Source organism: Bailinhaonella thermotolerans (assembly GCF_003594875.1).
Classification (GTDB): Bacteria; Actinomycetota; Actinomycetes; order Streptosporangiales; family Streptosporangiaceae; genus Bailinhaonella; species Bailinhaonella thermotolerans.
Genome location: NZ_QZEY01000003.1, coordinates 169705 through 183731, shown reverse-complemented (window position 1 = coordinate 183731; position 14027 = coordinate 169705). Strand labels below are relative to the sequence as shown.

The window sequence follows — 14027 nt, the reverse complement described above, 5'->3', positions numbered from 1 at the left end:
CCAGCTCAAACGTCGTCGCGGGTCAGTCCTCGCCCAAGCGCTCCCGCAGGGCCGACCGCTGCGCCTCCAGGTTCGCGATGAGCGCCATCTGCTCCTCGTACGCCTGGAGGTTCTGGGAGGAGTCCACCGCGTCCACCGGCCCGTCGAGCTGCCCGCCCAGTTCCCCGCGAAGCTGCGCGATCTCCCGGTCGATCTCCGCGAGCCGCGCGCGCATGTCCTCTCGCGTCATCTCACTCATCTCAGCCCCCTTCCCACTACACCGCCCCCTACCCCGAGAAACCCCGATTTCGCCCCCCAACCCCACCCAAGATCCCCAAACCCCATCTCCCCCGGGAGGGCGTCGTCCGCCCGGGGTGATCGGGCGGGTTTGGGCGCGCCCTGGGTTCGGAAAGAGCGCTGATCATGGCGGGGTTGGGGTTCGGTTGACGTTGCGAGAGGGTCTTTGCCCGTTCGTCGGGTCTCGCGGGAGACTGGGGGCGATGAATCCTCATCGGTATTTAGATGTGTTCCGGGATGAGACGGCCTGTCTTGCCGATCTCGTCACTTATCGCGATCTCGACGCCCCGGTGCCCTGCTGTCCGGGATTCACGGCCGGGGAGGTCGTGCGGCATCTGGGGAGCGTGTACGCCCGGGTGACCGGGTGGCTGCGGGACCAGGCGCCGCCCGGCGAGTGGGAACGCCGTCCCCCCGAGGGGGCCGACCTGGTGAGCTGGTTCGCGCGGCAGGCGGCGACGCTCCACGCGACGATGGCCTCCTTCAACCCGGCCGAGCCGCGCGCGACGTGGTGGCCGCGCGACCGCACGGCCGGGTTCTGGTGGCGGCGGATGGCGCACGAGACCTCCGTGCACCGCGTGGACGTCGAGCTGGCGTACGGCGACGCGTCCGGCCTCGACGAGGACCTGGCGATCGACGGCGTGGACGAGCTGCTGGACCTGTGGCTGGGGTACCGGCTGGCGGCGCGCGTCGGGGAGGACTTCGGGCGCCCGGTGGAGGGCTCCGAGCCGATCGGGTCCGGGCAGGTGGTCGGGATCAGCGCGGGCGGCGTCGAGTGGCGCGTCTCGCTGCTCCCCCAGTCCGTCGAGGTCGTGCGCGACCCGAGCGTGGCCGAGGGCGTGAAGGACCTGGACGCGGTGGTGTCCGGCGACCCGTCCGAGGTGTGCCTGTGGATGTGGGGCCGGCGGCCGGAGAGCGCGGTGTCGATCACCGGCGACCACGGTGCGGCGGCCGCGCTGCGGGGGGCGCTGGCGAGGGCGACCAGGTGAACGTGCTGCTCGTCGTCGCGTTCGGCCTCACCTGGTGGCTCGGGCTGTACGTCGTCGCGCGGGAGCCCCGCAGCCCGGTCGCGCGGCTGACGGGGATCGGGCTGATCGCGTACGCGCTCGCGCTGGGGGTCGCGTTCGTGGACCGCCCGTACCTCGCCGGGCTCCAGATCGTGCTGATCGCGATCCCGCCGGTCGCGTGGGCGGGCGTGTGCCTGGCGCTGGTGCCGGGCGGAGAGCGCTTCCGCCGGTTCCGCCGCTGGGTCTGGCTCCCGCTGACCGCGCTCGTCGTGGTGACCGTGGCCCTCCTGCACTCGCTGAACGTGTCGGTCAGCGGCATGGCCGACGAGATACGCGCCAACGGCTACTCCGCGACGGTTCTGTCCGCTTCCCCCGACGGCCCCGAGATGTTCATCGTCGTGGACGTGGAGGGGCCGTTCGGCGCGGTGATCGACTTCCTGATGGCGGCGCTCGGCCCCTGGGTCCTCCGCTTCACGCCGGACGGCGAGCCCGGCCTCGCCCCCGGGCTGGCCATCGCGCTGGCCGTCGTGCTGCTGGTCCCCCTGGCGTACGCGCTGGTCCGGGTGGTGCGGGCTCGGGAGGCGCTGCGGCCCAGGCCGGCGGGGTGGCTGCTCCTGCTGGCCACGTTGTTCTTCGGGCTCGGGGCGGCGCTCACGCTGGCCCCGGTGGGCCCGCTCGGGAACCCGGTGTTCCTGCTCATGCTGGACTTCGACCTGCTGCTGCTGGGCGTGGCGATCGCGATGTCGAACGCCTTCGAGGCCGGGGAGACGCTGCGGCGGGACATGCTGCGGTCGCTGCTGGCGGCGGCCGTGGTGGCGGCGGTGTTCGGCGGGCAGGTCGGGCTCGTCATGCTCGCGCAGGGCGGGTCCACGCCGGCGCTCGCCGTGCTGCTGCTCGGGTCGGTGGCGGCGGCCACCGCCGTCCAGGTGCTGTCGGGGCCGCTGCACGCCGCGTTCGACCGGCTGGCGCTGCCGAAGGCGGTGGCCAGGGAGACCGCCGAGCTGCGGGAGTCGGCGGAGGCGCTGCCCCGGCGCGACGAGAGCGCCGCCCCCATGGCGTACGACGAGGTGGAGTTCGCCAAGCTGACGCGGCGCGCGCTGGCGAACTACGGGGACCTGGCCAAGCTGATGAGCAGCCCGCTGGTGAACCTGCCCGAGGTGGACGTACGGCTGGCGCGCCGCGGAGCGCCGGACCAGCCGCTGGAGCGCGCGGCGGAGCTGAAGGCGATCCTGCTGGAGGCGATCGGCCGGCTGAAGCCGCGCGACGGTGACGACGACTTCGGGACGAGCGAGGAGTGGCGGTACTACAACGCGCTCTACTGGCCGTACGTCGCGGGCATCCGGCCGTACCGGCGGGGTGCGAGCCGTACGGGACTCGGGCCGACCGAGCGGGAGGCGTTCGACTGGTTCATCCAGAAGGTGCCCGAGCGCACGCTCTACAACTGGCAGAACGCGGCCGCCAAACTCGTCGCGGCGGACCTCCGCCAGGGTCTGGCAGTGAATGGCAGTGACATCGGCAGTGGAACTGGCAGTGAAGAGTATGCGGGTGGCAGCGGTTCCCGGGGCTGAATGAGGTCATCCGAACCGCCGGGGCGCCGAAAAGCCCCGGCGCTCCCCGAGGAGGAGAAGACGATGACCGCCGTCACCACCGCCGCCCCCCGCACCGACACCTTCCTGCGCCGCGTGCTGCTCCTGGACGCGATCCTCACCGGCGCCAGCGCGCTCATGTGGGTGGGCCTGACCGGCTTCCTGCACGACCTGACCGGGCTCCCGGAGGGGCTGCTGCGCGGGGCCGGGCTCGTGCTCCTGCCGTACGTCGCCTTCCTCGCCTACATCGCGACCCGCCCGGAGGTCCCCAGGAAGGGCGCGTGGGCGGCCGTGATCATCAACGCGCTGTGGACCGTGGACAGCGTGATCGTGCTCGTGGCCGGCTGGGCGGGTGACCTGAACGCGCTGGGCGTCGGCTACGTGCTCTTCATCGCGGCGGTCGTGCTCGGCTTCGCGGAGCTCCAGTACATCGGGCTCCGCAAGGCCCGCCGCTGAACCGCCCGCCGCTGGACCGCTCACGGCTGAACCGCCCGCCGCTGAACCGCCCGCCGCTGGACCGCCCGCGGCTGGACCGCCCGCGGCTGGACCGCTTGCCGGCACCGGGCCGGCGGATCTCCGGGAGACCCCCTCTCCCGGAGATCCGCCGTTCCCGGGGCCGGCCGTCCCCGGGGGCCGGGCGGCCGGGAAGATCCGCCGTTCCCCGGGAGGCGATCTCCCTAAAACCTCGCGGATGAGGGAGTATGCGGTCATGTCGGTTCTCACAGACGCCCAAGCCATGCACGACGACCTGGTACGGCTGCGCCGCGACCTGCACCGCGAACCCGAGGTGGGGCTGAAGCTGCCGCGCACCCAGGAGAAGGTGCTGAACGCGCTCGCCGGTCTGCCGCTGGAGATCACCACGGGGACCGCCCTCAGCTCCGTCACCGGGGTCCTGCGCGGCGGGCGGCCGGGGCCGACGGTGCTGCTGCGGGCCGACATGGACGGGCTCCCCGTCACCGAGACGACCGGCGTGGACTACGCCTCCCAGACCGGCACCACCATGCACGCCTGCGGGCACGACCTGCACACCGCCGCCCTCGTCGGGGCCGCCCACCTGCTGGGTGCGCGGCGCGAGGAGATCGCCGGGAACGTGGTCCTGATGTTCCAGCCTGGCGAGGAGGGGTACCACGGCGCCCGCTACATGATCGAGGAGGGCGTGCTCGACGCGTCAGGCGAGCGGGCCGTCGCGGCGTACGGCATCCACGTCACCTCGGCCGTGCTGCCGCGCGGCTGGTGGACGACCCGCCGGGGCCCGATGATGGCCGCGGCGGACGTGCTGCGCGTGACGGTGAAGGGCGCGGGCGGGCACGCCTCGGCCCCGCACCGAGCCAAGGACCCGATCCCGGTCGCCTGCGAGATGGTCACCGCGCTCCAGACCCTGGTCACGCGCAAGTTCGACGTGTTCGACCCGGTCGTGGTCACCGTGGGCCAGTTCCACGCCGGCACCCGCGACAACGTCATCCCCGACGACGCGGCCTTCGAGGCCACGATCCGCTCCTTCAGCGAGTGGGCGCACGCGCGGGTGAAGGACGAGGTCGTACGGCTGGTGCGGGGCGTCGCCGAGGCGCACGGGCTGGGCGTCGAGGTCGACTACGCCGACGGGTACCCGGTCACGGTGAACCACGACGCGGAGACCGACTTCACCGCGAAGGTGATCGAGGAGACCTCCGAGAACTTCCTCTGGGCGCCGTACCCGATCACCGGGGCGGAGGACTTCTCGTACGTGCTCAACGCGGTGCCCGGCACGTTCGCGCTGCTCAGCGCGTGCCCGCCGGAGCTGGACCCGGGCACCGCCGCCTACAACCACTCCCCTGAGGCGGTGTTCGACGACGCGGTCCTGCCGGACGCGGCCGCCGTCCTCGCGAACCTCGCCCTGAGCCGCCTCGCCGCCTCCTGACCGCGCTCGGCGGAACCCCGGAATTGTCGGGGGCGACTGACAGAATTCTGGCTGTTCGTCCGAATCATCCGGTTTCCGCCGTCGGGGGGTCAGGTGCTCGCCTCGCTGCCGCGCGCCGCCAAGGCGCTGCTCTGCGTCCGCGTTCTCAACCAGGTCGGGGCCTACGCCATCGCGTTCCTGGCGGTGTTCGCCGGGCCCGCGCGGGCGCCGCTCGTCCTGGTCGTCTTCGGCGTCGCCACGCTGATCTCGCGCTGGGGCGGGGCGTTCCTGCTGGACCGGCTCCCGCCCCGGACCGTGGTCGCGCTCGGGCTGGCCTCGACGGGGCTGGCGCTGACCGCGCTGTCGCTCTCCTGGGAGCCGGTCCCGGTGCTGATCTCGGTCGCGCTGCTCGGGCTGTCCTTCGAGATCTACGAGCCGGCGACCTCGGAGCTGATCGCCGAGACCGCCGAGGGCGAGGTCAGGCAGGAGGTGTTCGGCCTGCTCGGCGCGTCCCTGGTCGCCGCCGGGGCCGTCGCGGGCGTGATCGCGGCGGTCCTCCTGCCGGTCGGCGTGCGCTGGCTGGTCGTCGTGGACGCGGTCACCTGCTTCGCCGCGGCGGCCGTGGCGGTGCTCTTCCTGCCGGCCGGGGGCCCGCGGGCGCGGCGGTCCGGGCCGCGCTGGCGTCCCCCGCGCGATCTGCTCAGGGACACCGCCGCCGCCACCCTCTTCGCCGTCGGCCACCTGGCGATCACCATGTTCACGCAGGCCGCCCTGCTCCAGCGCGGCGCGCCCGCCTGGGTCCCGGGCGTCACCCTCACCGCCGCGGCGCTCCTGTCGCCGCCGGTCATGTGGGCCACGCGCCGGGCCCTCACCCCGCGGCCCCACCGCCGCGTCCTGTCCGGCGGCTCGGCGGTGGCGGCGCTGCTGTCGCTGTTCCTGGCCGCGCCGCTCCCGATCCCGTTCACCATCGCCGCCTACCTGGCGTGGTCGGCGGCGATGGCCGTCCTCCTCGGCCGCTGGACCGCCCTCATCGCCGACGCCGCCCCCGAGGCCGACCGGCCCCGCTGGTTCGCGTTCTACGGCTCCTCCTGGGGCCTGGCCCAGCCCGCCGTCCCCGTCGCCGTCGCCCTCGCCACGCCCGTCCTCCCCCTCCCGGGCCAGGCGCCCTACGCCCTGGCCGCCGCCGCCTTCCTCCTGGTCCCGGCTGCCCTGCGGCGCCCCGCCGTACGCCCCGCCCCCGAACCCCAGGTCACCTGACCACCTGACCACCTGGCCACCTGGCCACCTGGCCCGCCGGGCTCCGGCCGTACGGCGGGCCGTGGCCGTACGCGCGTCAGGGGCGGAGGAGGCGGAGCATGTGGAGCTTGGCGATGGGGCGGCCGTCGACGAGGACGGCCGGGCGGAGGAGGCGGAGCATGTGGAGCTTGGCGATGGGGCGGCCGTCGACGAGGACGGCGCGCGGCTCGCGCCCCCAGGTCTCGAAGCCGCAGGAGCGGTAGAGGCGTTCGGCGCGGGTGTTGCCCTCGGAGACGGTGAGGGCGACCTGGGTGAGGCCGCCGACTCCCTCGGCGACGGCCAGGATCTCGCTCACCAGGGCCTTCCCGATCCCGCGCCCGGCGGCGCGCGGCGCGACGGCCATGCCGAAGAGGGTGGCCTTGTGGCGCTCGCGGCCACGCGAGGGGAGGGACAGGCCGGCGACGCCGAGCAGCGCGCCCTCGCCGTACGCGCCGAGCACGATCTCGCGGGTCAGCCGGTCCACGGTGGTCGAGAGCGGTTTGCCGCGTTCCTCCTCGTAGCTCGACGTGAACGCCGTGGGGGCCTCGCGCAGGGCGGCCAGGCGGAACTCGCGGTATTCCCCGGCGTCGGCCGGGGTGAGGCGGCGCAGGTGGATCGTCACGCCGCGGCCTCGCGGCGGAAGCGGCTGCACCGGGTGATGTACGGCATGGCGATCTCCTCGCGGTCGCGCAGGGCGGGGTGGGTGACGAGGAACTCCCCGACGTCGGCCAGCAGCCGGAGCCGGTCCCTCTCGGGCAGGGTGATCACGTAGCTGCGGGAGGCGACCATGTCGACGACCTCGGCGCGGGTCATGGGCTGGGTCCAGCGCACCTCCAGGCGTTCCGGCGGGCCGAACGGCTCTCCCAGCTCCGGGCGGGTGTCGAACTCCTGCGGGGTGTGGCGGTGCATGAGCGCGTCGAGCTCGGCGGACCAGGGCTCGTCGAGGTCGCGCAGGTTCCACAGCAGCGACAACGTGCCGCCGGGGACGAGCACACGCGCGACCTCGGGCACGGCGAGCGCGGGGTCCACCCAGTGCCAGGCGTGCGCCATCACGACCGCGTCCACGCTCGCGTCGTCCAGCGGGATGCGCTCCGCCGTGCCCTCACGCACGATCACCTCCGGGACCAGGGCGCCCAGCCGTTCCCGCATCGGCGCGGACGGCTCCACGGCGTACACCGTCAGCCCGGCCTCGGCCAGCAGGCGCGTGAACTGCCCCGTCCCCGCCCCGAGGTCGAGCACGCGGCGCGCCGCCCGGGGCACCGCCCACTCCACCGCCGACGCGGGGTACCCCGGCCGGCCCCGCTCGTACGCCGCGGCGGCGTCCCCGAACGACCCGGCCTGGACGGCCCGGGCCCACCGCCGGGCGGCGCCCTGCCGCGTCATGCCGCAGGCCCGGCCGATCTCCTCCCAGCTCGCCAGCCGCCCCCGCCGGAGCTCCCCGATGATCGCGGCCCGCCGTTCCTCCAGGGCCCCGATCGCCCGGGACACCCGGCGCAGCCCCGCGATCCCGCCGTCGCCCGCCACCGCGTCCGCCGTACGGCGGGCCTCCTCGTCATCGTCCACGGAGGCAACATATGTTGCCTCCGTCATCTACGTCAACATTTGTTGCTCTAATCAGAAGGCTATCACTTATCTTACCAATCGGTTATATTAATGATCGGTTATCAACGGATGGAGCGAGGAACCGGATGAGCACGAGCACGCTGGACGCCACGTTCGCCGCGCTGGCCGATCCGACGCGCCGGGCGATCCTGGCCCGGCTCCGGTCGGGCGAGGCCACGGTGACGGAGCTGGCGGCGCCGTTCGACATGACGCAGCCGGCCATCACCAAGCACCTGAAGGTGCTGGAACGGGCCGGGCTGATCTCCCGGGGCAGGGACGGGCAACGGCGGCCCTGCCGCCTGGAGGCCGCCGCGCTCAAGGAGGCCACCGACTGGCTGGAGGACTACCGCGGCTTCTGGGAGCACCGCTACCGGAACCTCGACGCCCTGCTGGACGAGCTCAAGGAGAAGGACGCCCCTCATGAGTGAGATCACCGACCGGTACCGCAGGCGGGCCGACGAGTTCGAGCGCAAGATCGCGGCGGTCCGGCCGGACCAGTGGTCCAACCCCTCGCCGTGCGCCAGGTGGACCGCCCGCGACGTCGTCGGGCACATCATCGACATGCACGCGGCGATGCTGCGCCCCCTGGGCCGCGAGCTCAGCCCCGCGCCCTCGCTCGACGACGACCCGCTCGCCGCCTTCCGCGCGGCGCGGGCGGACGTGCAGGCGGTCCTGGACGACCCAGCGCTGGCCACCCGCGAGTGCGACACCCCCTCCGGCCGCGTGACGGCCGAGCGGCACATCGACCAGGTGGTCAGCGAGGACCTGCCGCTCCACGGCTGGGACCTGGCCCGGGCGACGTCGCAGGACGACACGATCGACCCCGAGGACGTCGAGCGCGCCTGGGCCGCGATGCGGGCGCTGCCCGCCGACCTGATGGAGAAGTTCCGGACACCGGGGGCGTTCGGGCCGGACGTCGAGGTCTTCGGCCCGGAGGTGAAGGTCGCCGAGGACGCCTCGCCGCAGGACCGGCTCCTCGCCTTCATCGGCCGCGACCCCGCGTGGCGGCCGTGACCACGCCGGTCTCCGTCAGCACGCCCTCGGACCGGGCGATCGTGATGACACGGTCGTTCGACGCCCCCCGCCGCCTCGTGTTCGCCGCGTGGACCCGGCCCGAGCTGGTCTCGCGGTGGTACGGCGCGCACGGCTGGGACATCGTCGAGGCGCGCGTCGACCTGCGGCCCGGCGGCGCGTGGCAGTTCGTCTGGCGCGGTCCCGGCGGGGCGGCCATGGCCTCCTCCGGCGTCTACCGCGAGGTCGCCCCGGACTCCCGGCTGTCCTACACCGAGTCCTTCGACGATCACTGGTATCCGGGCGAGTCCCTGGTCACCCACGACTTCGACGAGCGGGACGGCGTGACCACCCTGACGACGACGCTCCTGTTCCCCTCCAGGGAGACGCGCGATCTGGTGATCGCGTCCCCGATGGCGCGCGGGGTCGCCGAGGGGTACGACCGCCTCGACGAGGTGCTGCCCGAGGCGGACGAGATTCTGCGCGCGGCCGCCCGCTGAGGTCCCCGCGCGGCCGGCCGCTGAGGTCTGCGCGCGGCCGGCCGGGAGGTCAGGGGGACTTCGCCCGTTCCAGGAGGGCCGCCGTCCGTTCGTGGCGGTCCAGTTCCTCCCGGACGGGGGCGAGGATCTGGGTCTCGGCGACCTCCTGGATCCGGGCGCGGAGGAGCCGGGCGGTCCTCCTGCGGCGGCGGGCCCCGCCCAGGGCTCCCGCCGCCCGGGCGAGGAGGGCCAGCAGGAGCCCGGCCAGGATCCCGCCGCCCAGGAGCGCCGTCGGCAGCGGAAGCTCGCCGACGGTGGGCGTCGGCGGCTCGGGCAGCCGCAGGTACCCCAGGACGGCCAGCGCCGCCAGCCACAGGGCCCCCGAGACCGCCGCCGCCAGGAACAGCCACTGCAGCGCCCCCGCCGCCCGCCACCACAGCGGCGCGCGGGAGACCTTCGGCCCGGTGGCGCTCACCACCCGGTCGAGGGCGTCGGCGAGGGTCCCCGCGTTGGACCGCGCCGCCCGCCGTACGGCCTCCGCCCACGGGCGGGACAGCAGCCGGGAGGCGGCGTCGGCGACGTCGCGCACGGCGGTGTCCACGCGGGAGCGCTGGACCGAGGTGGCGGCGGGCAGGGACGTGCGGCCGGGCGTGCCCAGGCGGAGGCGGCCCAGCGGGTCGGGACGGAGGCGGCGCAGGCCGCGGGTGACCGGCCAGCCGGCGGCCAGGACGGCGCGGTGCCGGTGGGCCCGCCCGACGGCCTGGGCCACCGCGGGGACCCCGGCCGCCTCCGACAGCGCGTCGACCAGGGCGGTTTCCAGATCGCGGCCGTCCACCCGGGGCAGCGAGGGGGCCGGCGGGTCCCCCCGGAGCCGGTCCGCGGCCACCTCCACGTCGGCCGAGAGCCGGGCCGCCCAGGTACGGCGAGCCGCCGCGCGGGCGGCGAGCAGGTCGCGGAGCTCGGGCAGGCCCTCGCCGGTCTTGGCGGACGTGGCGAGGAGGGGTACGCCGGCCAGGCCGTCCTCGTCGAGCAGCCGGCGCAGGTCGGCCAGGCAGCGGCCGGCGGCGTCGGGGCCGAGGCGGTCCACCTGGTTGAGGACGACCACGATCACGTCGCGATGAGGCGCGAGGGGGCGCAGGTAGCGCTCGTGGACGGCCGCGTCGGCGTACTTCTGCGGGTCCATGACCCACACGAGCAGGTCCACCAGCTCGACCAGCCGGTCCACCTCCAGGCGGTGGTCGAGCCGGATGGAGTCGTGGTCCGGCAGGTCGAGCAGGATGAGCCCGGCCAGGTCGCCGTCCTCCGCCTGGTGGCGCGAGGGGACCTCCAGCCAGTCCAGCAACGGCCCGCCGCCCTCCGCGCCCCACACGGCGGCGCGGGCGGCCGAGGTCGTCGGGCGGCGCACCCCCACCGGGGACAGGTCCTCCCCCGCGAGCGCGTTGAACAGCGAGGACTTGCCGCTCCCCGTCGCCCCCGCGAGCGCCGCCGCCGTGTGCGCGACGGACAGGGCCCGCCGCGCCCCGGCCCGCGCCACGACGGTCCGCGCGTGCTCGACGTCCTCCGCGTCCAGCCGTCCCTCGGCCAGGTCCGCGGCCTCCGCGAGCGCGTCCAGCCGTTCTCCCAGCGCCTCGCCGGGCGAGACCCGTCCGAGCACCTTCACCGGGCCCACCTCCCCGGCGTACCGGATCCCCTCATGTCAGGACCTCTCCCGCCGAATCGCGTACGGCTCGCGCCGCCGCCCGCAGGTCGTCCGGGGCGCGCGGGGACAGCCGCAGGCCGTGGAGTCGGTCGGTGAACCGCCGGGCCTCGCCGACCAGGAGTTCCTCGACCCGGGCGCGCAGGTCGTCGCGGGCCGTCGCGGCGAGCTGCCGCACGGCCTGGTCACCGAAGATCGCCTCCAGGACCTTCTGGCTGACCACGCTCGTGCCGCCCGCGATGCCCACCTCGACCCCGGTCAGGCCGCCCGTCTGCGCGAACACGACCAGCATGAGCAGCAGCCCCGCGCCGTTCACGCCGAAGGAGGCCAGCCGTGCGGCGCTGCGCTTGGACGCGCCCTCCTCGCGCACCAGCTCCAGGACGTACCCCTGCCAGTCGCGCACCGTCGCCGCGGCCCGCTCCGGCAGGCCGGCGGAGGCCCGCGCCAGGTGGAGGTCGTCGCCGAGCAGCGGCCGTCCCGCGGGGTGCGCCGCCCAGGCGTCCACCGTGCGCTCGGCCGCCTCGTCCGCGCAGGCCCGGATCAGCGACTCCACCCCGGTCTCCAGCGCCACCCGCAGCCGCGCCTCGGGCAGGGGCCGCCCGGTGAAGGCCGCCACGATCCGGTCCCGGAGCCGCCCGATCCGCGTCTCCAGCGACCTCATCAGCTCGCCCGTGCCGATGAACTCCTGCCAGCGCGCCAGCACCTCCCCGCGCAACAGCGACCCGTCACGCATCCCGTCGTCGAAGGACGCCATCGCCGCCTCGTACGCGCCCACCGCGTCCCGCCGCAGCGCCGCCTCCGCCGCGAGCTGCGCCTCCGCGCCCTCCGCGAGCGCCGGGACCCGCCCGGCCAGGTTCCCCAGCGCCCCCGCGAGCGTCCGCCGCACGACGTCCGCCCGCGCCTCCGCGTCGGCGGCCAGCCCGCCCAGCCACTCCCGCACCGGGCGTACGGCGGGCGCGGGCAGCAGGCCCTCCCCGGTGAGCCCCAGCTCCGCGATGGTGAACAGGGGCGTCTCGCCGAGGCCGTTCTCCGCGAGCAGCCGCCGGAAGTCCGCCGCGACCTCCTCCGCGGCCTCGGCCGGGACCCGGTCCAGCACCAGCGCGAGCGCCGTGGCCCGCTCCCGGGCGTCCCGCAGGAACCCCCACGGCACCTCGTCGGCGTACCGCGCCGCGGTGGTCAGGAAGATCCACAGGTCGGCCGCGCCCAGCAGTTGCGTCGCCAGCTCCCGGTTGGCGCGTACGACGGAGTCGATGTCGGGCGCGTCCAGCAGCGCCAGCCCGGTGGGCACGCTCTCCTCGGCCACCACCCGCAGGCTCCCCGGCTCGGCGGCCCCGGACCCGGTCACCCGGGGCAGCCCCGGCAGGATCCGCTGCGTGGAGAACCAGGGCTCGTCGGCCGGGTTGACCACGAGCGTCGGCGCGAGCGTGGTCGGCCGCAGCACCCCCGCCTCCGCCACCTCCACGCCGACCAGCGAGTTCACCAGCGTGGACTTCCCCGCCCCCGTGGACCCGCCGACCACCGCGAGCAGCGGCGCGTCCAGCGCCGCCAGCCGGGGCACGACGTAGTCGTCGAGCTGCGCCACCATCCGGTCGCGCATCCCCCGGCACTCGTCGGCCCCGGCCAGTTCCAGCGGGAACCGCACGGTCCGCAGCCCCCGCCGCAACTCCTCCAGCGCCTCCACCAGCATGGCCCCTCTATACCCACATCCCCCCGAACCGGACAGGCCTCATTCCTCGCGGGCGAGGATGTGGGCTATGTCCTTGGTGGATTCGTAGAGGCGGCGGTAGAGGTGGTAGCGGGCGTCGTAGACCTGGGCCGCCTCCGGGTCGGGGTGGAATTCCCTTGACGGGGTGTTCCAGCAGGTCTCGCGGGTGGCGCGGCCGAGGGCGCGGGCGGCGAGGTGGGCGTTGCCGTACGACGCGCCCTGGGTGACCGTGGGGAGGGTCTGGGGCTCCTGGAGCACGTCGGTGACGATCTGGGGCCAGAGGTGGCCTCTCGTGCCGCCGCCCACGGCCATCAGGCGCTTCTCGCGGGCCCCCGCCTCGCGCATCGTCTCGAGGTTGTGGCGCACGCCGAAGGCGGTGGCCTCCAGGGTGGCGCGGTACAGGTGGCCGCGGCCGTGGTGGAGGGTGAGGCCGATGAGGGTGCCCCGGGCGTCGGCGTCGAAGAGGGGGGCGCGCTCCCCGGCGAAGTACGGCAGCATCAGCAGGCCCTCGGACCCGCGCGGGACCCGCGCCGCCTCGGCGATCAGCTCCTCGTACGGGGCGCCGGTGAGGGCGTGCAGCCAGTTGGTGATCGCGCCGGAGGTGGCCATGCCCGCGCCGAAGTTGTAGGTGCCGGGGTCGATGCCGACCGTCCCCCACAGGTTCGGCGAGGTACGGCGTTCGCCGAGGACCTGCAGGAGGAACATGGTCGTGCCGTACATGACCATGACGTCGCCGGGTTCGCGGACGCCGACGCTGACCGACTCGGCCCAGGCGTCGATGGTGCCGACGGTCACCGGGGTGCCCGCGGGGATGCCGCTCTCGGCCGCCGCCTCGGGCGTCACCTCGCCGGCGAACTCGTCCGGCCAGAGCAGGCGCGGCAGTTCCACGCCCGGCGCGATCTCGTCCGCCCAGTCCTCGATCCAGCGGTGCTCCCGGCTGTCGTACAGCGGCACCGACTGGCTGGCCGAGTGGTGGTCGAGCGCGTACGCCCCGGTCAGGTGGTAGACGAGGAACGACGCGCAGGTGAAGAACCTCCGCGTCCGCGCCCACACGTCCGGCTCGTTCTCCCGGATCCACGCGAGCTTGGGGCCGACCGCCTGTGTGGTCAGCGGTGACCCACAGCGTTCGAGGACGCGCTCGGGGCCGTACCTCTCCCTCAGCTCCCGGATCTGCCGCGTCGCGCGCGTGTCCACGCCGTACAGGATCGCCGGGCGCAGCGGCTCGCCCGTCTCCGACGCCGGGAGCACGCACGGGCCCATGCCGCTCACCGCCACCGCCTCGATCCGCCGCCCCGCGCACAGCTCCGCCGAGATCGAGCAGAACTCCCGCCACCACGCCTTCTCGGCGTCCTGCTCGACCCAGCCGGGGCGCGGCCGCAGCACCTCATGGGTGCGTCTCGCGGTGGCGATCACCTCGCCCTCGGGGCCGACGAGCACGCCCTTGGACCCCGAGGTGCCGATGTCCACTCCCAGCAGCAAGCCCGGCATGAGGTGCCCTCCGTCGTCCTTGGTGGCAC

Annotated in this window: 14 protein-coding genes; 8 read left to right on the top strand and 6 right to left on the bottom strand. The window is 74.7% G+C overall.

The annotated features are described in order from the left end of the window. Positions 1-22 precede the first annotated feature (22 nt). The gene (locus D5H75_RS41400; RefSeq protein WP_202638016.1) at positions 23-238 is read right to left on the bottom strand and encodes a hypothetical protein; all 216 of its coding nucleotides are present in this window, start codon (positions 236-238) and stop codon (positions 23-25) included. Here D5H75_RS41400 and D5H75_RS10090 point away from each other — a divergent pair. The 5 genes from D5H75_RS10090 (at position 213) to D5H75_RS44010 (ending at position 5999) form a co-directional block, all read left to right on the top strand. Beyond that, positions 213-1262, top strand: coding sequence for a maleylpyruvate isomerase family mycothiol-dependent enzyme (locus tag D5H75_RS10090; protein ID WP_340137758.1), 1050 nt, complete (start codon positions 213-215; stop codon positions 1260-1262). The two genes, D5H75_RS41400 and D5H75_RS10090, sit on opposite strands and share 26 nt — an antisense overlap. After that, positions 1259-2848: a hypothetical protein gene (locus D5H75_RS10085; protein ID WP_119926142.1), complete on the top strand. Its 1590-nt coding sequence runs from the start codon at positions 1259-1261 to the stop codon at positions 2846-2848. Before D5H75_RS10090 ends, D5H75_RS10085 begins: the two co-directional genes overlap by 4 nt. Before the next feature lie 63 nt (positions 2849-2911). Beyond that, on the top strand, positions 2912-3322 hold the full coding sequence (locus tag D5H75_RS10080) for a hypothetical protein (RefSeq protein ID WP_119926141.1): 411 nt from the start codon (positions 2912-2914) through the stop codon (positions 3320-3322). 253 nt (positions 3323-3575) lie between these two features. Continuing rightward, a complete protein-coding gene (locus D5H75_RS10075; protein WP_119926140.1) occupies positions 3576-4763 on the top strand; it encodes a M20 metallopeptidase family protein in 1188 nt (395 codons plus the stop codon). A gap of 93 nt (positions 4764-4856) precedes the next feature. Continuing rightward, complete coding sequence (locus D5H75_RS44010) at positions 4857-5999, top strand: MFS transporter (RefSeq protein WP_119926139.1); 1143 nt, start codon at positions 4857-4859, stop codon at positions 5997-5999. 76 nt (positions 6000-6075) lie between these two features. Here the strand turns inward: D5H75_RS44010 and D5H75_RS10065 are convergent, their stop codons facing one another. Then, positions 6076-6639, bottom strand: a complete 564-nt coding sequence (locus tag D5H75_RS10065) for a GNAT family N-acetyltransferase (RefSeq protein WP_202638014.1) — start codon at positions 6637-6639, stop codon at positions 6076-6078. Then, entirely contained in the window at positions 6636-7580 is a 945-nt protein-coding gene (locus D5H75_RS10060; RefSeq protein WP_242454112.1) for a class I SAM-dependent methyltransferase, read from the bottom strand. The genes D5H75_RS10065 and D5H75_RS10060 overlap by 4 nt, the downstream gene beginning before the upstream one ends. Before the next feature lie 125 nt (positions 7581-7705). Between D5H75_RS10060 and D5H75_RS10055 the strand changes: the two genes are divergently transcribed. Genes D5H75_RS10055 through D5H75_RS10045 form a run of 3 tightly spaced genes read left to right on the top strand, consistent with a single transcriptional unit; the run spans position 7706 to position 9130 of the window. Then, positions 7706-8047 (top strand): ArsR/SmtB family transcription factor, encoded by a 342-nt coding sequence (locus tag D5H75_RS10055; RefSeq protein WP_119926136.1) that lies wholly within the window; start codon positions 7706-7708, stop codon positions 8045-8047. After that, the gene (locus D5H75_RS10050) at positions 8040-8633 is read left to right on the top strand and encodes a TIGR03086 family metal-binding protein (RefSeq protein WP_119926135.1); all 594 of its coding nucleotides are present in this window, start codon (positions 8040-8042) and stop codon (positions 8631-8633) included. The genes D5H75_RS10055 and D5H75_RS10050 overlap by 8 nt, the downstream gene beginning before the upstream one ends. Then, positions 8630-9130 (top strand): SRPBCC family protein, encoded by a 501-nt coding sequence (locus D5H75_RS10045; RefSeq protein WP_242454111.1) that lies wholly within the window; start codon positions 8630-8632, stop codon positions 9128-9130. The genes D5H75_RS10050 and D5H75_RS10045 overlap by 4 nt, the downstream gene beginning before the upstream one ends. Before the next feature lie 49 nt (positions 9131-9179). On the opposite strand, the gene D5H75_RS10040 is transcribed toward D5H75_RS10045, so the two are convergent. Genes D5H75_RS10040 through D5H75_RS10030 form a run of 3 tightly spaced genes read right to left on the bottom strand, consistent with a single transcriptional unit; the run spans position 9180 to position 13998 of the window. After that, entirely contained in the window at positions 9180-10769 is a 1590-nt protein-coding gene (locus D5H75_RS10040) for a GTPase (RefSeq protein WP_119926554.1), read from the bottom strand. Positions 10770-10800: 31 nt separating this feature from the next. Continuing rightward, a complete protein-coding gene (locus tag D5H75_RS10035) occupies positions 10801-12492 on the bottom strand; it encodes a P-loop NTPase family protein (RefSeq protein WP_202638012.1) in 1692 nt (563 codons plus the stop codon). 39 nt (positions 12493-12531) lie between these two features. Continuing rightward, positions 12532-13998 (bottom strand): FGGY-family carbohydrate kinase, encoded by a 1467-nt coding sequence (locus D5H75_RS10030; protein ID WP_119926552.1) that lies wholly within the window; start codon positions 13996-13998, stop codon positions 12532-12534. Between the last annotated feature and the right edge of the window lie 29 nt (positions 13999-14027).